The sequence below is a fragment of the Methanosarcina sp. genome, assembly GCF_028693135.1.
Lineage (GTDB): Archaea > Halobacteriota > Methanosarcinia > Methanosarcinales > Methanosarcinaceae > Methanosarcina.
Window position 1 is genome coordinate 1 of record NZ_JAQUVZ010000011.1, and the last position, 20,478, is coordinate 20,478.

Genomic DNA, 20,478 nt, shown 5'->3' on the forward strand with positions numbered 1-20,478 from the left:
GTCCCGGCAACGGTTACATCGAATCCCAATTTAGTCAGCTTATGGGAAAGATACAGAGCAATGCTGGTTTGAATTGGGACCTCTGGACATCCCATCATGAGGAGCACTTTTACGCCGGTCATAACATCATCTCTCATATATTTTATCTGATGGATCTTATCTGATGTATATTATTTATAAGAATGGGATATGGCTAATCCTGAATTCCAACCTTTGCAATTGAGATTTCGGTGGAAATCCTTGAAACCAGGACAACGTTTTAATTCAAACATGTTTCCCATAGTGCCGAGTTTCAATCCCTCTAAGGTATGATTAACCATTCTCATGTTATCATGTAGTGAACTGTTGAGATCATCTAAAACTGTTCAAGCTTCCCATAAACAAAGAGGTTGTAGAAATAATTTGGATTAAATTAAGGATTTCTACAGAGCCCTCTTTTACTCTTTTCAGAATGGACTATCTCTATATATCATCCCCCCATTATTTTAATTTGTAGATATTTAAGTAGCGACCATTTGAGGCAGTTACAACCATCAGAATCTTTCTGGTCTGATCTAAAAGAAAAAAAAATCATAAAAGGTACAAAAATGGTATGTTTAAGCGAACTTGACTATGAGATCCTCCTGAAAAATGCAACCCTCAAAGAGTGTGAAAACCTTATTAAGGAACATTCGGAGGAGGTGTACCTGGTACCAGGAGGGTATGATATAAAAGGTATTTTCCTTCTGGGTACAGCTATTCCTGTTGGTTTTTCAGGAAATGCCATTCTATTCCAATTCATAAAGCCCTGCTTCGGTCTCTTTGTAATCAGGATGAAAAATGAAGAAGAGGAAATCAAGAAACTTAGAGAGCAGTATAAAAAGGATAAAAACGTAAAGAAGATAAAATAAAGGCTGGCAAAAGAGCTATTATCTGTAGCTGTTTGCTTTCCCTTAAAAATCTTCTTTATGTTTATTATCAAGTTTTTTTACGCGGATTTTCCTGCATTCTTTAGTTTCAGGTTACATTATACAGAGCGAAACTTTCACTTTTCAGACTTTCACTTTTTTCGTACATGCAGCCCTGCACTCAAAGAACCCGGCGGAAGGCAATTCGTGTATTGTGGTTGCAACAATCATGCCTTCCCCGATTTCTTTTACAACCATGATAGGTCTACCTTTGTCATCCTCAAGAACAACGTCAGCATCGGTTTCTGAAAAGTAACCGTCACATCCTGCAGGAGGAATAATGTTTTCGATAAGTTTCTGAGCTTCATGCTCACCCACCGGCTGAGGCGTGCAGGGGTTTTCTTCCATTACGTACTTAAGAGAAAAGGGCAGCCATTCATAGTCATATTCAGGGACAAGAGGACTGAAGACCAGCAGAGTCCCTCCTTTTGCCACAAATTTTTCAAAGGAACGTTTACCACGTTCAAGCCCGACACCTGTTTTTGTATACTGCGTATTTGCAAAACCGGTAGGCAGGAGAAGAATTTTACAGGCAGGCAGATAAGGAGTACCAAGGGATGTCGAGAGCACTCGGCTGCACTCAAGCCCATATTCAATAAACAGTTTTTCAAAGAGGAGAGGACAGTCCCACAGTAGAATTACGTCACTCATGAAAAGGGATAGGAAACACCCACATATGAATTTATCTCCGCAGGCTAAAAAACTCATGGTGTAAAGGAAGGCTCATACTTTGAATTCACAAGTCCGGATTCAGAGAAGTGGTTGATGCCCATATTTTTTCCGAATTCAAAAACAATCATATGGGGACTGGAAGTGACTGTAAAAAGATAACCAATTGATGTGAAAATATTGGAGTAGTACTGTATGAGATATTCACAAACTTTTCTGTCAGTGAAATCATGAATCAATTTAATACATTCGCTGCCTTTCTCAGTACATACTTCAATATCACTTCCTATACTGTCAGTAAGGTAAAGTTCTTTAAAAATCATTATGTGTTCTGCAAGGGTAAAAGTTTCCTGGGGTTTACCTGCAAGCAATTCGAATTCTCTTGCCATGTCGTCAACTGAAGGAAGATTTCCGGAGACAAATGCTTCAAAAACTTTTTTGTTCATGCTGAGCCGCTGATAGTTCTGCTCTCTGTAGGTCTTGATAAGATTTTTCCAGAACTCCGGCCTTTTCTGAATCTCCCGGAAAGCGCCTTCCATTGCCCCGAAATGTTCTTCAAATCCTTTTGGGATTTTTTCATAATCAAGGAACTCAACCCGTTTAAAATAGATTTTAGTTACATTTGACTTGTTGAACAGCCCCTGTACGTCCAGTTTCATCTGCTTTGACAGATAGAGAGCAAAGCTTTGGGCAATTACCTCCCTGAAATAGGAATTGCCGTTTGAAAGGGTCAGAATTGCAGTTTCCGGTTCCGGGCTTCCAGTGCATTCAGCATCAACTTTAATTTTCCAGCCCATTCTATCATTCAGGGCGTTTACGTAACTAACAAACTCAGGAATTTTTTTGATAGTATACGGGTTTATTAACTCATATACATTCGATTCTTCAATAAGCAGACCTGAGGTTTTATTAATAAACCACTCAAGCATGGTATGATGGATAAGCAGAAATTCTTCTTTTTCAACCATTTGGTTACGTGATTCGGCATTCTTTAAAGCATTACTTGAGTCATTTTCTCCCCTCTCATTCTTTTTTCCATCAAGAGCCTGAGAGGCGATTTCGATAGAATCCCTTATCGCGGCACTTAAGTTTCCATTGTTTTTGTCCAGAAAGGGCTTTAATTTGTCTATATAGCATTGATCAATCGAAATGTTTTTGCGGACTATCAAGCGGACTTCCTCTTTTCCCTTTTTGGAAGCACAGGAAATTGGAACTTTCCTTAGTTCCCGCACTTTTCCATTTATATAAATCAGTAGTAAATGGGAGTTCCTACTTATTAAGATTTTTGCTAGAAAGAAAAAAGAAGAGTATATAATTGGAGATTTAGAGTTCAAGAAAGAAAATAGAAGAAAACAGTAACATATAAGACAAAAATAAGAAAAAGAACAAAAGTCTAAGAGTCCAGTTTACGCGAACAAGTGACGCATATTTTTTATAGTGTTGGCAAGATAAGAAGGAAGAGAAATTTCATATCTAAGGCTGTTGTCGCGTCAACGGTAAAATATCGTATAAAATCGGTACAACTATTCAGAATTGTTCACTCCTTGAGGATTGACGCGACAATACAGGAAGGATAGACATTAACAGGTGTGTACGAACTCGATAATAACAAGATTTGATACGGTCTTGATCTCAAATATATGGCCTGCTGTGTGGAATAATTTTGAAAAAAGCTCTACAAGTTTTTCAATAGCAATTTCTTCGGAAAATTGATGGCGAATTTTTATATATGTCTTTCCTCTCTCAACTATCCTTTCAACATCACTTGCAAGCTGGGTAACAGAAACTAATTTTTTACAAATGCCAAACATTTCGCAAAGCGGAATTTCCCGAATAGGTTTGCCTGCCGACGCCTCAAAAAAGCCTGAAACATCAGGAATCTCCCCGGAAAGAAACGATTCAAAGACATCCTTGTTAAGGTTTATCCTCTGATATCTCTGTAACCTGTATCTTTCCACCAGAGAAATCCAGAATTCCGGCTTGCTTCTAATTTCTTTAAAAGTATAGTCAAGAGTTCCAAAGTTCTTTCTGATCCCAGGAGGAATATCCAGATCGGATCTGTGTTCCTTAAGAAAGATGCGGATTGAATTAGATTTCCGATGAACAAAAGAAACATCCATGTTAAGATAGCGGCCGAGAAAAATAGAGATTAACTCACCAAGAAAAGCTCTTAAACTGGGATCCCCGTTTTCAAGCATTATCACATTGGTTTCATTCTCCTCACAGGTGTTGATGGAAACTTTAATTTCCCAGCCCAGATCTCGGCTACGTGTATTGAGATACTCCATGAGGTCTGAAACCCTCTTTATCTGATACGGATTGAAAAGTTCACTTACAAGTTCATCATCTACCAGTATCCCATCGGTATTTTCAATAAGCCACCTGAATGAAAGCTGGCTAATCAATATGCCCTCTCCGCTCTCGATCAGACTATTGCGAATTTCAGGATACTTTGTAGAACCCTGTGTAAAATATTCCAGGGCGTTTTCTACTGACCCATGTCCCTGAAGAGCAGCATCTGCGAGCTCTATTGCATCCCTGATCGCAGCACTCAGGTTCCCATTATTTTTGTCCAGGAAGGGCTGCAGTTTCTGAAGGTATTCGTCTTCCATAGAAACGTTTTTGCGAATCAAAAGTTATCCCTGCCTTATAAATAGTGTTTTTCAGTAAACGACCTGGAAGTGCAGGCAAAATATGAGCTTAAAGATTAAAGGCAAGTTTACAATATCAACGCATATATATAAGTTGTTATTTTGGAGTGAACTACCCCTCCCTAAAAATCGGATGATTTTTTGAGGAAGGGGACTTCCCGCTGTGCCTCTGCACTCCCTAAGTTAAAGCTCCAGACTTGAAGAGACTTTTACATCATCTTGTATTGAAGTGTCAGGAAGAGAGAAATCAAACATTATGAGTTTGGATACGTAACTAACACTGAAATTGTGCCAGCCAGAATTAAACACATTTGAAAAAATATTTACCAGGGTCAAAACCACGCTCTCTTCAGAATAACCATGCCGGATTTTTATATGCTCTTTTCCTTGCTCGGCACATATTTCCACGTCATCCACTAGCTGGGAGGCAACTACAAGGTATTTAAAAAGAGGGAGCAGTTCCGAAAGAGGAATCTCACGGAGAGGACGGTCGGCTTTAATCTCAAAATATTTTGTAATGTCAGGAAGCTTTCCTGCTACAAGGGCTTCAAAAAATTCCTTATCCAGGTTTACCCTCTGGTAATCGAACTTTTTATAAAGTTCTGCAAGCGTTACCCAGAAATCAGGTTTTCGTTCAATTTCCCTATACAGGAGATCTTTGGAGCCAAAGTTTTTACTCACGCCGGGAGCTTTTTCCTGCAGTTCATGCCGAACAAAACTTTTCATGTATATGGTAATTGAATTGGACTTCCGGTGTACAGCCTCAACGTCAAAATTCATCCAGCGCGCAAGGAAGATGCAGACTGCCCCTACAAGAAGCTCACGACAGTCCCTGTCTCCACCGACGAAATCCATGGTGAAGAATTCTGGTTCGACTTCTTCCTTGAAGGAACACGAGACTTCTATTTTCCAGCCCATGCTTTTACTGCTGCTGTTAAGGAATTCATTTAACTCGGAAACTGTAGTGAGTAGGTAAGGATTAAGCAGTTCGTGAACAACATCCTCATCCATAATTTTGCCAGCGCTGCTTTTCACAAGCCATTTCATAGTCTTCTGGCTCATCATTACACATTCGCCACTTTCAATAAGCTGTTCCCTTATCTCAGGAAAACTTTCCCTTTTTCTCAGGTTTTCAGCTATCTCATCTGGAGTTCCATGGCTTTCAGGGTCAGGACTGGCCAGATCAATTACTTCCCGTATAGCTGCGCTTAAATTTCCTCCATTTTTTTCCAGCAGAGGCTGGAGTTTCCGGAGGTGAGCTTCATCTAAAGAAACGTTTTTTCGAATCAACAAAATCCTCGAGTTTTCTTTTATAAAATGTGGTTGGTGCTGGAGAGATTCCGTCTGCAGGATTTAAGCACCTGAAGGTTCCTGAGAATCATAAACCCCCAGCAGGAAACCCCTGAGTTTAGCCCAGGGGTAGTTGACATTTATGTATCTCCTTCGAATCAGGCAATAATTATTTTTTTATAAACATTAGTACGAAATTTGCACTTCCAGTCAGTTACTAATTAAAAGATACAAAATATAAATAATTTATTATTTCATTTAGAAGATATAAATTGGGACATCTTCCGGAAGATTATTTTCGGAAGTATGGATGACCGGAACGGCTTTAAGGTCTGCATATATTATTTAGCCTCATGAACTGCAATGTAGAAAGACTTTCGAGGGTCCGTATGATTGCGGATTACCAATTCGGGAAAGGCATAGGAAAAGAGCTTTTCCCTGACGGATCAACGTTCCAGTTATCCCGAACAAAAAGAGTGCGACAGGTCTTTCACTCAGGTAAGAGAATTGCAACGTCCAGAGCAAAGGATGGTTTTTTCACGCTCAGTATTGAAGGAGCTTCCGTAGTCCACAGGCTTCTTCCCGGAAAAAGACTCAGGGTAGTTGTTTCGGAAGATGCAGCTCCTTTTGTGGAGGCAGGCAAAACGGCTTTTGCAAAGCATGTAATTGAAATTGACCCTGAACTCCGTGCAGGAGAGGAAGTACTTGTTACAGATAAAGCAGACAGGCTGCTTGCAACAGGGCAGTTGCTCTTATCCCCTGCAGAGCTACTATTTCTTGACAGCGGAGCGGCTGTAGATGTAAGGGTAGGAACTGCTTCGAAAAAAGAAGAATAAACCTTCAAAATTAGGAAAGGCAGCCAGTAAATCATAAAATATAGAATTTCATAAAGTATGGAATTAAGAAAAGAAAAATAAGCAAGAAAAGCCACATAAGGAAATAAGTAAAATAAAAAGTAAAATAAATTTTAAACATTATACCAGAAAGAAAAAGGTATGTTTACTTTTTATACAAATTTTCATATATTTAAATATAATATATAAGGTGTTATCCTTACTGCTCAAAAATGCCAGCATGGGCGGAAAAAATGGATAAGAATATATCATAGATAGTTATTTTTGAATGAATACTACTCGCAAAATAAATAATTGTGTTTTCAGCACCGCGGTTTTAAAAACCACAATCTGAAACCTTATACCAGATAGCAGAAAACAGTTTCCCCGGAGAGTGAAAACATCTCAGAACCCGAGCAGATCCTAAAACACCTTCTGGTTCCCGATAATACCAGAATAGAAACAAACAGGATTATAGTTGAGGGAGACGTTATTATCGGCAACCGCTCCAGCGTCCAGTACAGCATATCTGGAGATATGATCATTATGGGAGAAGGAGTTGCTGTTTCCGGAGACGTGGTGGCGTACTCTGATGCCAGGATTGACATGTGGTCAAAAATGGGGGGCAGGGTAGAAGTCGGCAGAAACGCCTATCTAGGAGAATTCGTTACCATTGATGGAAAACTGACCGTAGAAGGGGACCTGGACGTAGGAAAGGAAGTCAAAATCAATGGCGGATTTGAAGCCAAAGGCTGGATCGTTGTCAGGAACCCTGTCCCTGTAATCATATTTTTGCTTCTGTACATCAGGGAAATGATGCGCCTTGGAAAAGGAGAGGAAGTAGAAAAAGCCCTTGAAGAGCTTTTTGACGACTCTGAAGAGGACCTGGAATCTGATGGGGAGCCCGCTGAAAAAATACTTATCATACCCACAGGCACAAAAATCTCTCCTGACGCCATTGAAGTTGGTGGAAACGCGGTTATCGGAAACAACTGTTATCTTATAGGAAACCTGAGAGCACAATCTGTCGAAACCGGAAAAGACCTGACCTTCAAAGGGAGCGTTAATTCGGAAGGAAATATAACCATAGGAGAAAACAGTACTATCTATGGGAATCTATCCTCAAAAGGACAGGTACATATTGGCAGGAACACCAGAGTCTTTGGGGAAATAAGAGCCGAATCCGTCTTACTCCATGAAAACGCAAGGGTGGACGGCACGATAAAGGCCCCGTCGGGAGTATCTTTCTTACGGGAAGCTGGAGAAAAGCCAGTTCTAGCAGATGTCAACGCTTTAGGGAAAGTAATTCCAAGAGAAATAAAGGGAGCTGTATCTCAGGATGGACTTCTGAAAGCTCTGGGTATAATTGAGATAGACTCACTCATTAAAACAAATACAAAAGCTAAAAATGGCTTTGTACCTGGCAGGGAAGGAATGTCTGCCCGGACCATGGCGTTAGGGAGGACCCGGCGCACTGGAGGAGTGAGAAGATTAAGAAGAAGGAGACATGAAGCCGGAGAACATCAGAGCTGACAATAATTCCAGCTTACGTCCGAAGCTTCTGAAACCAGAACCCTCCGCTCAGAATATTTTAAGACAGGATGCTCCTGAAATATTGAGTATTTCTATGGATCCTGATTTTGTTCTTATGCAGAAAAATTCCATGAACTGCCCCTCAGCTAAAGACTTAGAGGTTTTACATTTCTCAGTATAAAACATGGAAAAAAATAATGCAGAAAATTTTCTTTTTTCAGAGAGAACAGCAAATAATCAGTAATATTCTTAGGGAATCAAGGATTCTTAGGGAATCAAGGATTCTTAGGGAATCAGAGAATTAGCTGGTTTTTGGCGAAGGGAGGGGAAAAACTTAAACTGAGAAATCAGTTAATCAGGAAATTGCTAACTCCAGAGATAAAGTCTTTAGAAATCAGCAGTCAATTAAGATAAGAAATACATTGGAAACTAAATACAGCTGAAACGCTAATTAAACTCAACGAAAAAATTTCGATAACGAGTTTTAAAATAAACTTACGATCACAAATTTAAGGAAAGGAATTCACTTGACAGAAAATATTATTGAATCCGGCGACCTGCAGGCAAGGTACAATTCCGTTATAGAAAAAGACTCAAATTATGTAATGCAGACCTATGGACACCAGCCCCTTGTGCTTTCAAAAGGTAAAGGAGCGGTTGTTCAGGATGTGTACGGCAAAGAGTATATCGACTGCGTGGCGGGTATTGCGGTAAACAATGTAGGGCACTGCCACCCGACAGTTGTTAAAGCAATCCAGGAACAGGCAGAGAAACTTATTCACGTTTCCAATATCTATTATACCGAAATCCAGGCAGAACTTGCGGAAACCCTTGCCTCGATTACAGGTATGGAGCGCGTATTTTTCTGCAACTCTGGAGCTGAATCCGTAGAAGCTGCAATGAAACTGGCTCGCGTGGTTTCGGGAAAAAACGCCTTTGTAGCAGCTGAACATTCCTTCCACGGCAGGACTATAGGAGCTCTCAGCGTGACCCACAAAAGCATGTACAGGGACCCTTTCATGCCGCCGGTTAGTTCAGAAACTATTTTTGTCCCATATTCCGATGCCAACGCTATCAGGCATGCAATTACTGAAAATACCGCAGCAGTGATCCTTGAACCCATTCAGGGGGAAGGCGGGGTGAACATACCGGGTCCCGAATACTTAAAAGAAGTAAGGGAAATCTGTGATGAGACCGGCACTCTCCTGATCTTTGATGAAGTGCAAACAGGTTTTGGAAGGACGGGAACCTGGTTCTGCAAAGAGCAGTTCGGAGTCGAGCCTGACATTCTGAGTATGGCAAAAGCCTTAGGAGGAGGGCTCCCAATGGGTGCCATTGCAGCCCGCAGTGGGCTCAGTTTCGGGCGCGGACAGCATGCTTCCACCTTTGGAGGAGGACCTCTTGTCTGTGCGGCAGCTCTTGCTGCGATTAAAGTGATTAAAGAAGAAAAACTTCTGGAGCGCTCAAAGGAAATGGGAGCTTATTTTGTGGAAAAGCTCACCGACATGGCAAGGGATGACATTTTAGAAGTTCGCGGGAAAGGGCTTATGATAGGAGTTGAGATTAAGTACCCCTGCGGCAAATTTGTTGACTTTGCAAGGGAACACGGCGTGCTTCTAAACTGCACCTCGGACTCAGTACTCCGCCTTGTCCCTCCACTTGTGATTACAAAAGAGCAGATAGATACGGTAGTTGATGTTCTTGAGCAGGCCTGAACTGATAAAAAAGGAAATATTTGATATTGCAGAGTACGTTCCCGGAAAGTCCACAGAAGAGATAGCTTTAGCCTACGGGCTTGATCCAGCCTCGATTATCAAACTGAGCTCAAACGAAAACCCTCTGGGACCCTCCCCGAAAGCTGTCCGGGCTCTCATAGAGGCAGCTCCCGGAGCAAATATCTACCCTTCAGCCGATGCCCGGGAACTGAGAGAAGCCCTCTCCAGATACACAGGTTTTCCGGTATCGAACATTGTCGCCTCAGGGCCAGGAATGGACGGGCTTCTTGATGGGCTTTGCAGGATAATCATTGAAAAGGGAGATGAGGTTATTGTCCCTACCCCGACCTTTGCCTATTACGAACTGCCTGCCAGAGCCTGCGGGGGAAAACCGGTATTTGTCAAAAGGAACCCCGACTTTTCCCTGGACCCTGAAAAGGTCCTTGAAGCCATATCTTCCAGGACAAAGATTATTTTCCTCTGCTCCCCAAACAATCCTTCAGGCAACCTCCTTCCCGAAGCCGACCTGAGGAAAATAGTTGAAAATACCCGTGCCCTTGTGTTTGTGGACGAAGCATATGTTGAATTTGCAGACAGGAACCTTGCAGAGCTTTTAAGGGAATATGACAACCTCGTAGTCGGAAGGACCTTCTCCAAGGTATTCGGGCTTGCGGGGCTGCGCCTGGGCTACGGGATAATGCCTGAATGGCTTGTAAAAGAGTATTCAAGGGCAGCCACCCCGTTTTCTGTAAGCCTCCCGGCTTTAAAGGCAGGAGTAGCCGCACTTTCGGATGCAGACCACCTGAATAAAAGCATAAATCTTGCAAGGGAAGGCAGGGAATATCTGAGAAAAAACATTCCATTTACGGTTTATCCTTCACAGGCAAACTTCGTACTCGTGGATGTTACTCCTTTGAAATCAAAAAAGATCACGGAAAGCCTGATGAAAAAAGGAATAATCGTGCGCTCATGTGATTCTTTCAGGGAAGCTGGAGATTCCCTTATCAGGGTAACAGTCGGTACCCCTGAACAGAATGAAAAGGTAGTCAGGGCTTTTGAAATTTCAAAAACAGAGGTTTAAAAACCCCTGATTCTTTGATTAAATATTTAATTTTTTAGGGTATTCAAATTCCTAATTTATTCGATTTTTTAATTTTATTTGATCCTTAATTTTATTCGATATCTTTAATTTTCATCAATGGATAATTCAATTCAGAATCGAATTCCATTGCGACTTTCACCCGTGAAGAGCCGTATTTTACAGTGATTTTAACTTCAAGCATAGGCCCCTGAAGTTCAGTGTATCCGAACTCACTGTTTAACTTACTTTTTAAGAGGTCCCGGTTGATTTTCACGGAAATGCTTTCCACAAAAGGCTGAACTGAAATGCTTTCCTGAATAGCCTGCTCAAGGCTTGAAACCGTTATCAGGTTTACTGGAGAGCCCGTAAATTGATGGTAGAGAGCTCCCAGTTTTATTCCTGCTTCGAAGAGTGCGTTATCTCTATCGGTTATTTTGTTTCCGGTCAAATAAACTTCTCCTTAATAATTAATGTGCAGCGAGAAATTATAGTAGTCTTTGAACTGACTTTACAGTGTCTTTACATTAGTCTTTATAGTAGTTTTTGAACTGACCTTAATGCTTTTCTTTCCTCCCTCCGGCTTTCAGTCCCTTTTTGTTCCCATAATCTTTACTACCAACAGTACTAATCAGAGGGACCTTCAAGAAAGGAGAAAACAGGTAAATGAGCATCAGGATAAAGGGCAGGAAAGAAAAAAGCCGCATATACTGAACATCAATAAAGTACAGGAAAACAGTTATCCCGAAAACAGAAGCTACAAAAGCCAGGACTTTGATATTCCTGATTTTCGGATAATTTACGGTACTCACCATAAGGATAGAGAGTGCAAGAGTCAGAGCCAGCAGGACGTCTAACCCTACGATACTTTTGCCAAGCAAAAGGTACGTAACAAGCATAATGCAGCCTGCTGTGATAGGAAGCCCTTCAAATCCGATCTTCGGGGTAGATGTCGTGGAATTGAAACGGGCGAGCCTGAGCACACCACATACAGCATAAAAAACTGCAAATATCGCAACCAGAGGTTCATTTTCTCCGAATTCCAGGAATATGAGAAGAGCAGGAGCAACCCCAAAAGAGACTGTATCTGCCAGGGAGTCAAGTTGCTCCCCAAGTTCTCCCCCTTTGAATCTGCGGGCAATGTATCCATCTGCCCCATCTGCAACTGCCGCAATCAAGAGTAATATCAAAGCAAAGCCAAAAGAGTCCCCTTGAGCAGCTACTGCAATGGCGCCAATCCCGCAGATCAGGTTCAAAAGAGAGACCAGGTCCGGGAGTTTTAACATTTGAAATACGTTCATATTCAAATATCCCTGTCATTTTTTATTGTTGCTATAACGGTCTTGCCTGCAAGAACCCGCTCCCCTTTACAAACTGTAATGTCAAAATCATGAGGAATCGTTACATCGACTCTTGATCCAAAACGGATCATTCCGATACGTTGTCCCTGTTCGACAACTTCATTCACACCGGAATATGTGACAATCCTGCGAGCGACGATGCCTGCAATCTGTGTGACCTGTACATCCCCGTACTTGCTATCGATAATGAACTCGTTTCTTTCATTCCTTTCCGAATCCTTACAAAAAGCCGGGAGATAACCACCTTTCTTGTAGGTAATTTCCCTGATTCTTCCGGAAATCGGAGCTCTGTTCACATGTACATTCTGAAGAAACATAAAAATGCAGATTTTCCTATCTCTGATGTCGATAATCGTACCATCGGCAGGAGAGATCATATAAGCGTCAGAGATTGTTACCTTTCTTTCGGGGTCCCTGAAAAAGATAACCATAAAGAAAGTTAATGCCATCCCCATATGAACTGCATGATTAAGGAAGGGTAAACTATCCGTTGCCCTGGAGAAGATTGCAAACAGGGCAGTTACAGATGCAGCTGTAAAAAGCCAGGGTTCAGATCCTTTTGCGATCATTGATCTCAGTCCCTAGCAAATCTATGCAACAGATATTTCAATTCTTCGGAAAGTATGGCCCAGAGGCCATCAATCATTCCAAGCAATTCAGGCAGAATCTTAAGTACTGCATATGAAATTATAAAGAGAGCGATCCCTGACCCTGCCTTCGCAATGTAGTTATGGGCAATTATGAAACTATCAGCACCAAACCACTGTTCTCCATAAGCTACAACCACAAAAATATCCCTGATAAGGTTAAGCACATAAATCACAGGTACGGATACGATGAAAGCCATGATCAGACGATTAAGAGGAGCCCTGGCCGCAGCTATTAGCCCCATAAAAAGAGCAATGCTTTCAATTGCGGTACAAGCAAGGATAATCTCAACCGTATACCCGTTAAGGGATATCATATTCCAGGCTTTCAGGTATGCCGGGATCTCAAAGTACTGAAGAACCCAGACAACCTGTGAGGTAACGTTTCCAATAATCCAGGTATTCAGGGAAGAGAAATTTGCAAATGGGAAATAAACAAGAGCACCAAGAGAACTTGCACTTGTAAGCATTGAAGTTATGTCAAGGGAATCTTTCTCAATCTGAGTTGAAACTTCCGAGTGTATCATTTCTCTATTATTTTTAATAATACGGGGACCTTCCCTGTACTCCCGAAACATGATATATGCCACAAGTAAGCAGAATAGGGCAAATACAAATGTAAGGACCGCATTGGCATAGTCCAGAATCTCGACGTAATGAAGAGGCTGGTAACCCCAGTGGATGGAAAAAACACCCCATCCTATACCCCCAATCAGTTTATGCACTCTTAAGGTTCTGGGGATAACGGATGACGCAATCATTAACCCAACTGCGAGCCAGAGAACACTTTCTATCATTTTTCACGCACCTTTTTGCCCGGGATGAAGACTATTGGAAAATCTCGAGCAAACACTGAAGTTTTTGGAAAGTAGAACATGAAATCCTCTAAAATAATTAATAGATTTCCATAGAGCTTCTACAATGGACTTAAAGTTTTCATAGCCATAAATATTATGGAATTCAAAGGTTATGGATTTTACTTTATGATATAACGAATTTACAGTTTTGAGAATTATTACCTCCTGATTGATACATGACAGGGCACTGGCAGATACATGCCTGAAAGTTAATATCGACCAGATGAGGCAGTCCCAGTATAATGATGAGAATAATGTAGACAGTTTCGGATAAGGTAATATAAAACATTGTGGATAAGGCATCTGACCTAACTCTAAATATATAAATACCTGCCCAGATCATTCTGCAGTCAGGCATTTGATGATATTAAGAGCCCTGTAGATAGATAACGAAATTATATTGTAGATAGATAACGAAATTATATTATAGAAAAATAACGGATTGTAAAGCATTTGATTTATAAGAAAAATTGTGCAGAGTAAAAGGTTCTAAAAAAATAGAAAGAGAACGTATTGATCATATATAAAAGAGAAACATTTAATAAAGACTACTGCGTAAGTGGCTTTTTTGCTTGATGTGAAACTCGACTCATAGCACAGAGAACCTGAGAACAACTCAAAAAGAATAAAGAAGAATAAAAAAGTGAGAAGAATAATTGAAATATGATGACGAGTTTTTACAATATGCACAATAATAATATATTATTTCACCTGGCGAAACGCCAGAAAAAGCTACTCAGGAAAGGAAATTGGTAGAGATAAAGATCTCACGGAAACTTAACTACAAAGGCTTTTTATGAAACATAATAACCCCAGCCTAACCGTTGACGCTGTAATTCTCTTTAAAAACAAGCTTGTTCTGGTGAAGAGAAAATACCCTCCATATGAGGGACATTTTGCCCTTCCTGGCGGCTTCGTCGAAATAGGGGAAAGTACAGAAAAAGCAGCTTCAAGGGAAGCTTTTGAAGAAACTGGCCTTTCTGTAGAGATTCTCAAACTTATCGGTGTATATTCCGACCCTGAACGCGACCCCAGGAGACATACGGTCTCAGTGTGCTACCTTACAAAAGGAGACGGAGATTTAAAATCAGGTTCTGACGCTGATGCCGTTGAACTTTTTGAACTTGATTCAATTCCTGAGCTGGCTTTTGACCATAATAAAATGATAAATGACGCAAAAAGTGATATTAATGCAGTTCTGTACCAAATGCAAAAGTATGATGTTTCCTAAAGATGGTAACTACCAGTGCAGAAAGTGTGGGAACATAATACCGATTGAAAATAACGAAAAGAATTTCGTCTCTAAAGCCAAGATTGACGATCATGAAGTAGTGGTACTCGAAGGTGAACAGACTTCAGGCCTGCCAACAACGAGTGTAAAGTGTCCGGAGTGCGGGAACAATACCGCAGCCTGGTGGCTCAGACAGCTTAGGTCTGCAGACGAGTCAGAAACCCGTTTCCTCAAGTGTACGAAGTGCGGGTTTACCTGGAGAGAATACGACTAAATTCCACAACCTTTTCCTTCTGAACCCTTCTTAAAAACGTACTTCTAAAAATGTGGTCGGTTCCTGCTACATGGTTGATATTTTGGTATTAGAGCTTTCAGCCCGGCTATTGAGTTCGTTTAGATCTACGGTACGCAGGTGATCTCAAGCTTTACACGGTGCGTGGAAAGAAAGAACGCGTATTTCAGAGGTTATTTTGGAATAATACCAGCCAATTAATCAGGGAGTGTCAAAAATATACATATGTAGCATAGACTTTTGGAAAACGAGCTTTCAGGTCAGAATTTCTATTATGTATCAGGCAAAGTTCACCTACCCCTGATCTAAACTCAAGGGTTTCCTGCTGAGGTTTTATAAAGCTTCCGGATTTTCTGACCAAGATTTATATAGTTGCCGGGACTTTGAATCTAATAGGTTATCCCGATTCCAGATATGGCTACTTATTCCGATTTCATATATGGCTACTTATTCCGATTCAGAAAATTTTCCTCAAAAGGATAGAAAATTCCAAATTGAAAGGAAATTTATATATCCAGGGATAAGATTAAGGAGTTTAAAACTTAAATTTATTTAATGGAGAAGAATCATGTTCAAGGCAGCAATTAATGCAGAGCTTCTGAAAGACGCGATTGCCGCACTGGCTGTAATTGTAGATGAGGTTAGATTCAAAATTAAACCCGAAGGTATTTCGGTAAAAGCAGTTGATCCTGCCAACGTTGCAATGGGAATTTTTGAGCTTGGATCATCGGCTTTTGATGAATACAGCGCTGATGAGTGTGAGATAGGAATTGACCTGAATAAGATTACCGACCTTCTGGGAATTGCGGATAAAAGCGATACGGTCCGGATGGAACTTGAAGAAGGAAGCAATAAACTCCTGATTGACGTAGGAGGGCTGTCCTATACTCTGTCTCTTCTGGACCCTTCAACAATCCGTGCAGAACCCAGGGTTCCCCAACTCGATCTGCCTGCCAAAGTTGTCCTGAATGGTGCAGACCTCAGGCGTGCCGTAAAAGCCGCAGAAAAGATAAGCGACCATATGCTCATGGGAGTTTCTGGCGAGACTTTCTTTATGGAAGCAAAGGGAGATACCGACAAAGTCCGCCTGGAGATGGGCAGAGACCAGCTAATCGACCTGAAAGCAGGAGAAGCCTGTTCTCTCTTTTCCCTGGATTACCTGACAGATATAGTCAAGCCCACAAACAAAGTAAATGAGGTTACTCTCTCTCTGGGCAGAGATTTCCCTGTCCTGATCGACTTTGAAATTGCAAACGGTGCAGGAAGAATATCCTATCTCCTGGCTCCAAGAATAGAATCAGACTAAGGTGGCATGCAGGCCGAAAAACTTGCATATTACCCATTTATTTCAGAAGCATCTGCCCATGTTGAAAACCTGGGAATTTCCCTGGAAAGCCTGCTAAATTCGCGGGCTTACAGGGCTGCAAGAGCCCGTGGAATAGAAAGGGTAAAAGAAGCTCTTGAAGGAGAAATTAAAAAATCCCCTGTATCAGGGGAAACCCAGGTGCTCTCGGAACTCCTTTCCTACCCCTTTGCCAGGATGCTGGTTGCCTGCGTGGATGACCAACTATTTACCCGGCGCTATTCCCTGGCAGAAGCCAAGGCTGCATATACTTTTTTGAGAACCGAAACCCCGGAATTTTTGCTCGAATTCGGGGAAGACTTTGAAATCTCGGCAGATTTCAGGGACTCCTATTTCAGTATGCATTTTACGGACTATATCCGCTTTTCAAATTCCCTCAAAGACCCCACATGGAAACTGACAAACCGCCAGCTCAGGGCAGGCAAGATAAAAATAACAAAGGAAGAATTTGCAAGGCTTCTTGAAGAAGCAGTCAGGGAAAGAATCGAACAGTCCTTTCCTATCCCGGAAATCCCTCCCGAAGTCTCAAGCTTCTGTTCCCCCTATGTTTCCGAGATAAAGGAACAGTTTGAGGTCCAGAAAAAGAATTTCGGAGCTACTGACTTTGGGGCTGTTGAGCCCGACCTCTTTCCTCCCTGCATTGCCCATGCGCTTGCAAATGTACAGGGAGGAGTTAACCTTGCCCATTCGATGCGCTTTGCCATGACATCTTTCCTGCTGAGTGTAGGAATGTCAGTAGAAGAAATCCTGAACCTTTTCAACGTCTCTCCTGATTTTGATGCGGAAAAAACCCTCTACCAGATCGAACACATCGCAGGCGCTACAGGCAACGTATACAAACCCCCTGCCTGCGACACGATGAGGACCTACGGCAACTGCGTGGGAAAGGATGGGCTCTGCGCAACGATCAGCCACCCCCTGGGGTATTACGAGAAGAAAGTCTACTTCAAAAACAGGGACAAAGAAAAAGAGCAGGAAAAAGAAAAAGAAAAAGAAAATGAAGAGAAAAATGAAGTAGAAAAGGAAAAGGAAAAGAGCAGGAAAGAGCAAGAAAAAGAAAAGGGAAAAACCTGAAATAACTTTAACGCCCCGGTTTCCCAAAAGTCATCTTCTTTTTCGCTATTTTCTTCTGTAGTGTTTCATTGCCGACTGTTCTGCTCCTTATCTATTATCTCCTTCTGTATTCCCTGCATTTTCCCACGAACTTATCTACCGGGAAGCTGGCAGGATGAGAGTGCATGTATCCTGCAAGGGTATTGTGTTCCACAAGCCCGTCAAAACCGTCCTGTATGCCTTTTCCACGGATCATTTCGTATGCAAACCTGGCATCTCTGTCGCATTCCGTGATGGAGTAATGGAACTCATGCCCCCTGATATTGTGGGAAGAGAAGTTTTTGTCAAGAGGACGGGCTTCGGTATATCCGAGAGCTTTCAGACGGTTTGTCATGCGGGTATTTGCAGGCACAACATCAGCCAGTTTATAAGTCCTGTCATCAACTTCATAGGTCCCGCAGAGATAGAGCAGGCCACCGCATTCTGCATAGATAGGCAGACCATCAGCTGCAAGCCCTTTGAGTTTCCGGGTAGTTTCTGAACTTTCAAGGACTTCTGCGTAGAGCTCGGGGTAGCCGCCCCCAAGGTAAATTCCGTCTACATCCGGAACGTCACCTGCCATGGGGCTGAAAAATACGACTTCTGCTCCGCAGTTCCTGAAGGAATCGAACATATCCTGGTAGTAGAAACAGAAAGCCGGGTCCCAGGCAACTCCGATCCTGAGGTCTGTCCCCGGTTTCTGGATTACCTCAGCTTCCGGAACCGAACAGGGCTCTGCAAGTTCAAGCACCGCATCAAGGTCAACATTTTCTTCAATAAACGCTGCCATTTCCACAGTGTTGTAGTCCTTTTCATGCGCCATGTAGAGCCCCAGGTGCCTTGAAGGGACCTCAATTTCTTTCCTTCGGGGAATTGTGCCGATAACAGGAATGTTGCCCGGAAGCGCATTCTTTACAAGTTCTGCGTGGCGAGGGCTGCCTACCTGATTCAGGATAACGCCTGCAATCCTGACTTCCGGATCGAATTCGGAATAGCCTTTCAGGATAGCTGCGGCACTTCTTGACATGCCGTGGACATTGATAACCAGAATAACCGGAATATCCAGAGTCTTTGCGACATGTGCCGAGCTTGCAATTTCCGTAGAGTCAATCCCATCAAAGAGCCCCATGACACCTTCAACGACAGCAATGTCAGCGTCTGCAGACGTACGGGCAACGGTCTGCCTTACCCCTTCCGTGCCCATCATGTAGGTGTCCAGATTCCTGGAAGAACGCCCGCAGATAGCTGTGTGGTGGGAAGGGTCAATGTAATCCGGCCCTACCTTATAAGGCTGGACTCTTAGTTGCCTGTGCTTAAGGGCAGCCATAATACCCATGGAGACTGTGGTTTTTCCAACTCCGCTATGGGTTCCTGCTATAAGTATTCCTTTTGTCATTTGATAACTATTGTATAAATTAATATATATAAGGTTATTAATCAAGCTGTTTTGAACTCTTTATGCCATTTTCAAGAAAGAAATGCAAACAATGAAACAAATTTTTGCGAAATTCACACTGTTTGCACAAAAAATCATATTCTGCAGGAGAAATTAGGATAAAAACAGAATCAATTAATATCAACATTTGTACTGCATTAATTAACTTTAATTCAACCTCTTATGAACCATTATAATATAAAATAAAGCATTATAAAGTTTTAGATATAATTTTACCGGATTAAATAGCATAATCAAGTGTTAAATGTATTTTTCCGGCTCTATTTTTCGTTAGGAAGGCTTAAATACGCTTTTTTCTCCTGGTTTCGGGCATTTAGTGTAAGTATTGTTATATGTTTTAATTGTGCCGATACTTTTACGTTCCAGATCTTCTCCGATAAAAAGAGCAAGATCAGACAAATCGTAGGAACAATTGGAGGAAAAAAATGCACTTCAGTGAAAAACCAATTATAAAAATTCTGGCATGTGCCTCTATTATAATAATGATGTCAAGTTTAATTACTGCAGGGGCAGTTTCCTGTAATGCTCTTACAACATCTGCAGACTCTACAGCTTCCTGTGACACTCTTGCAAATTGTGGACAGGCAAGTTGTGATTCATGTGACTGTGAATCTATTGCAGACTGTGATAAGGCAAACTGTGACTGCGATTCATGCGACTGCGATTCTATTGCAGACTGTGAACAGGCAAACTGTAATTCATGTGACTGTGAATCTATTGCAGACTGTAATCAGGCAAACTGTGAATGTGATTCATGCGACTGCGATTCTATTGCAGACTGTGAACAGGCAAACTGTAATTCATGTGACTGTGAATCTATTGCAGACTGTAATCAGGCAAACTGTGAATGTGATTCATGCGACTGCGATTCTATTGCAGACTGTAATCAGGCAAACTGTAATTCATGTGACTGTGAATCTATTGCAGACTGTAATCAGGCAAACTGTGAATGTGACTCATGTGACTGCGATTCTATTGCAGACTGTGAACAGGCAAACTGTAATTCATGTGACTGTGAATCTATTGCAGACTGTAATCAGGCAAACTGTGAATGTGACTCATGTGACTGCGATTCTATTGCAGACTGTGGACAGGCAAACTCTGATGACAATGAAGCAACTTCAGTAGAAAGCTGTAAAGCAACAGAAACTACCTGTGACAATACAGCAACTACAGCAACTACAGCAACTACAGTAAAAAGCTGTGACAATACAGCAACTACAGCAACTACAGTAAAAAGCTGTGACAATACAGCAACTACAGCAACTACAGTAAAAAGCTGTGATAATACAGAAACTAAAGCAGCAGAAGGCTGTGACAATGCAGCAACTGCAGCAACTACAGTAAAAAGCTGTGACAATACAGAAACTACAGCAGCTACAGTAAAAAGCTGTGACAATACAGCAACTTCAGTAGAAAGCTGTGGCAAAGCAACAGAAACTACCTGTGACAAAACTGCAGAA

Annotated in this window: 21 protein-coding genes; 11 read left to right on the top strand and 10 right to left on the bottom strand. The window is 41.7% G+C overall.

Translation table 11 applies throughout. The annotated features are described in order from the left end of the window. Nucleotides 1-137, bottom strand: a 137-nt coding sequence (locus tag PHF18_RS07250; protein ID WP_367279165.1) for a DUF1890 family protein, incomplete at its 3' end; no start/stop codon positions are given. A 450-nt stretch (nucleotides 138-587) separates the two neighbouring features. Here PHF18_RS07250 and PHF18_RS07255 point away from each other — a divergent pair. Further along, nucleotides 588-890 carry a DUF1894 domain-containing protein gene (locus PHF18_RS07255; RefSeq protein ID WP_300100422.1) on the top strand — a complete coding sequence of 101 codons (303 nt, stop codon included), beginning with the start codon at nucleotides 588-590 and terminating at the stop codon, nucleotides 888-890. Nucleotides 891-1,031: 141 nt separating this feature from the next. Here PHF18_RS07255 and PHF18_RS07260 read toward each other — a convergent pair whose 3' ends face one another. The 4 genes from PHF18_RS07260 to PHF18_RS07275 all read right to left on the bottom strand — a co-directional run bounded on the left by PHF18_RS07260 (nucleotide 1,032) and on the right by PHF18_RS07275 (nucleotide 5,557). Beyond that, nucleotides 1,032-1,598 carry a hypothetical protein gene (locus PHF18_RS07260; RefSeq protein WP_300100425.1) on the bottom strand — a complete coding sequence of 189 codons (567 nt, stop codon included), beginning with the start codon at nucleotides 1,596-1,598 and terminating at the stop codon, nucleotides 1,032-1,034. Nucleotides 1,599-1,651: 53 nt separating this feature from the next. Continuing rightward, the gene (locus PHF18_RS07265) at nucleotides 1,652-2,785 is read right to left on the bottom strand and encodes a hypothetical protein (protein ID WP_300100428.1); all 1,134 of its coding nucleotides are present in this window, start codon (nucleotides 2,783-2,785) and stop codon (nucleotides 1,652-1,654) included. A gap of 411 nt (nucleotides 2,786-3,196) precedes the next feature. Then, nucleotides 3,197-4,249 carry a hypothetical protein gene (locus tag PHF18_RS07270; protein ID WP_300100431.1) on the bottom strand — a complete coding sequence of 351 codons (1,053 nt, stop codon included), beginning with the start codon at nucleotides 4,247-4,249 and terminating at the stop codon, nucleotides 3,197-3,199. Nucleotides 4,250-4,450: 201 nt separating this feature from the next. Further along, nucleotides 4,451-5,557 (bottom strand): hypothetical protein, encoded by a 1,107-nt coding sequence (locus PHF18_RS07275; protein WP_300100434.1) that lies wholly within the window; start codon nucleotides 5,555-5,557, stop codon nucleotides 4,451-4,453. A gap of 353 nt (nucleotides 5,558-5,910) precedes the next feature. Here PHF18_RS07275 and PHF18_RS07280 point away from each other — a divergent pair, with 353 nt between their 5' ends. From PHF18_RS07280 to hisC, 5 genes are all read left to right on the top strand, one after another. Further along, nucleotides 5,911-6,393 (top strand): PUA domain-containing protein, encoded by a 483-nt coding sequence (locus tag PHF18_RS07280; RefSeq protein ID WP_300100437.1) that lies wholly within the window; start codon nucleotides 5,911-5,913, stop codon nucleotides 6,391-6,393. A 534-nt stretch (nucleotides 6,394-6,927) separates the two neighbouring features. After that, on the top strand, nucleotides 6,928-7,923 hold the full coding sequence (locus PHF18_RS07285) for a polymer-forming cytoskeletal protein (protein ID WP_300100440.1): 996 nt from the start codon (nucleotides 6,928-6,930) through the stop codon (nucleotides 7,921-7,923). After that, nucleotides 7,898-8,104, top strand: coding sequence for a hypothetical protein (locus tag PHF18_RS07290; protein WP_300100443.1), 207 nt, complete (start codon nucleotides 7,898-7,900; stop codon nucleotides 8,102-8,104). The genes PHF18_RS07285 and PHF18_RS07290 overlap by 26 nt, the downstream gene beginning before the upstream one ends. Nucleotides 8,105-8,450: 346 nt before the next feature. Then, entirely contained in the window at nucleotides 8,451-9,638 is a 1,188-nt protein-coding gene (locus PHF18_RS07295) for an acetylornithine transaminase (RefSeq protein WP_300100446.1), read from the top strand. Next, nucleotides 9,619-10,719, top strand: a complete 1,101-nt coding sequence (gene hisC, locus PHF18_RS07300) for a histidinol-phosphate transaminase (RefSeq protein ID WP_300100449.1) — start codon at nucleotides 9,619-9,621, stop codon at nucleotides 10,717-10,719. The genes PHF18_RS07295 and hisC overlap by 20 nt, the downstream gene beginning before the upstream one ends. 91 nt (nucleotides 10,720-10,810) lie before the next feature. Here the strand turns inward: hisC and PHF18_RS07305 are convergent, their stop codons facing one another. The 4 genes from PHF18_RS07305 to artA all read right to left on the bottom strand — a co-directional run bounded on the left by PHF18_RS07305 (nucleotide 10,811) and on the right by artA (nucleotide 13,521). Next, complete coding sequence (locus tag PHF18_RS07305) at nucleotides 10,811-11,167, bottom strand: dihydroneopterin aldolase family protein (RefSeq protein WP_300100451.1); 357 nt, start codon at nucleotides 11,165-11,167, stop codon at nucleotides 10,811-10,813. Nucleotides 11,168-11,273: 106 nt separating this feature from the next. Then, entirely contained in the window at nucleotides 11,274-12,017 is a 744-nt protein-coding gene (locus PHF18_RS07310) for an archaetidylserine synthase (protein ID WP_300100454.1), read from the bottom strand. A gap of 2 nt (nucleotides 12,018-12,019) precedes the next feature. After that, nucleotides 12,020-12,646, bottom strand: coding sequence for a phosphatidylserine decarboxylase (locus PHF18_RS07315; protein WP_300100457.1), 627 nt, complete (start codon nucleotides 12,644-12,646; stop codon nucleotides 12,020-12,022). A 5-nt stretch (nucleotides 12,647-12,651) separates the two neighbouring features. Further along, nucleotides 12,652-13,521, bottom strand: a complete 870-nt coding sequence (gene artA / locus PHF18_RS07320; protein WP_300100460.1) for an archaeosortase A — start codon at nucleotides 13,519-13,521, stop codon at nucleotides 12,652-12,654. An 856-nt stretch (nucleotides 13,522-14,377) separates the two neighbouring features. Here artA and PHF18_RS07325 point away from each other — a divergent pair. From PHF18_RS07325 to priL, 4 genes are all read left to right on the top strand, one after another. Further along, nucleotides 14,378-14,812 (top strand): NUDIX hydrolase, encoded by a 435-nt coding sequence (locus tag PHF18_RS07325; RefSeq protein ID WP_300100463.1) that lies wholly within the window; start codon nucleotides 14,378-14,380, stop codon nucleotides 14,810-14,812. After that, complete coding sequence (locus PHF18_RS07330; protein WP_048132015.1) at nucleotides 14,772-15,086, top strand: transcription factor S; 315 nt, start codon at nucleotides 14,772-14,774, stop codon at nucleotides 15,084-15,086. Before PHF18_RS07325 ends, PHF18_RS07330 begins: the two co-directional genes overlap by 41 nt. 586 nt (nucleotides 15,087-15,672) lie before the next feature. After that, nucleotides 15,673-16,410, top strand: a complete 738-nt coding sequence (locus PHF18_RS07335; protein WP_300100477.1) for a DNA polymerase sliding clamp — start codon at nucleotides 15,673-15,675, stop codon at nucleotides 16,408-16,410. A gap of 6 nt (nucleotides 16,411-16,416) precedes the next feature. After that, nucleotides 16,417-17,541 carry a DNA primase regulatory subunit PriL gene (gene priL / locus PHF18_RS07340; RefSeq protein ID WP_300100480.1) on the top strand — a complete coding sequence of 375 codons (1,125 nt, stop codon included), beginning with the start codon at nucleotides 16,417-16,419 and terminating at the stop codon, nucleotides 17,539-17,541. A gap of 94 nt (nucleotides 17,542-17,635) precedes the next feature. Here priL and PHF18_RS07345 read toward each other — a convergent pair whose 3' ends face one another. Then, nucleotides 17,636-18,955, bottom strand: a complete 1,320-nt coding sequence (locus tag PHF18_RS07345; RefSeq protein WP_300100483.1) for a cobyrinate a,c-diamide synthase — start codon at nucleotides 18,953-18,955, stop codon at nucleotides 17,636-17,638. A gap of 485 nt (nucleotides 18,956-19,440) precedes the next feature. Between PHF18_RS07345 and PHF18_RS07350 the strand changes: the two genes are divergently transcribed. Then, nucleotides 19,441-20,478: hypothetical protein (locus tag PHF18_RS07350; protein ID WP_300100486.1), on the top strand; the 1,038-nt coding region annotated here is incomplete at its 3' end.

Bases quoted from the DNA above. Each gene is read 5' to 3' on its own strand.
- PHF18_RS07255 (WP_300100422.1), top strand. From the start codon at position 588: ATGGTATGTTTAAGCGAACTTGACTATGAGATCCTCCTGAAAAATGCA.
- PHF18_RS07260 (WP_300100425.1), bottom strand. From the start codon at position 1,598: ATGAGTGACGTAATTCTACTGTGGGACTGTCCTCTCCTCTTTGAAAAA.
- PHF18_RS07280 (WP_300100437.1), top strand. From the start codon at position 5,911: ATGAACTGCAATGTAGAAAGACTTTCGAGGGTCCGTATGATTGCGGAT.
- PHF18_RS07285 (WP_300100440.1), top strand. From the start codon at position 6,928: ATGATCATTATGGGAGAAGGAGTTGCTGTTTCCGGAGACGTGGTGGCG.
- PHF18_RS07290 (WP_300100443.1), top strand. From the start codon at position 7,898: ATGAAGCCGGAGAACATCAGAGCTGACAATAATTCCAGCTTACGTCCG.
- hisC (WP_300100449.1), top strand. From the start codon at position 9,619: ATGTTCTTGAGCAGGCCTGAACTGATAAAAAAGGAAATATTTGATATT.
- PHF18_RS07310 (WP_300100454.1), bottom strand. From the start codon at position 12,017: ATGAACGTATTTCAAATGTTAAAACTCCCGGACCTGGTCTCTCTTTTG.
- PHF18_RS07315 (WP_300100457.1), bottom strand. From the start codon at position 12,646: ATGATCGCAAAAGGATCTGAACCCTGGCTTTTTACAGCTGCATCTGTA.
- artA (WP_300100460.1), bottom strand. From the start codon at position 13,521: ATGATAGAAAGTGTTCTCTGGCTCGCAGTTGGGTTAATGATTGCGTCA.
- PHF18_RS07325 (WP_300100463.1), top strand. From the start codon at position 14,378: ATGAAACATAATAACCCCAGCCTAACCGTTGACGCTGTAATTCTCTTT.
- PHF18_RS07330 (WP_048132015.1), top strand. From the start codon at position 14,772: ATGCAGTTCTGTACCAAATGCAAAAGTATGATGTTTCCTAAAGATGGT.
- PHF18_RS07335 (WP_300100477.1), top strand. From the start codon at position 15,673: ATGTTCAAGGCAGCAATTAATGCAGAGCTTCTGAAAGACGCGATTGCC.
- priL (WP_300100480.1), top strand. From the start codon at position 16,417: ATGCAGGCCGAAAAACTTGCATATTACCCATTTATTTCAGAAGCATCT.
- PHF18_RS07345 (WP_300100483.1), bottom strand. From the start codon at position 18,955: ATGACAAAAGGAATACTTATAGCAGGAACCCATAGCGGAGTTGGAAAA.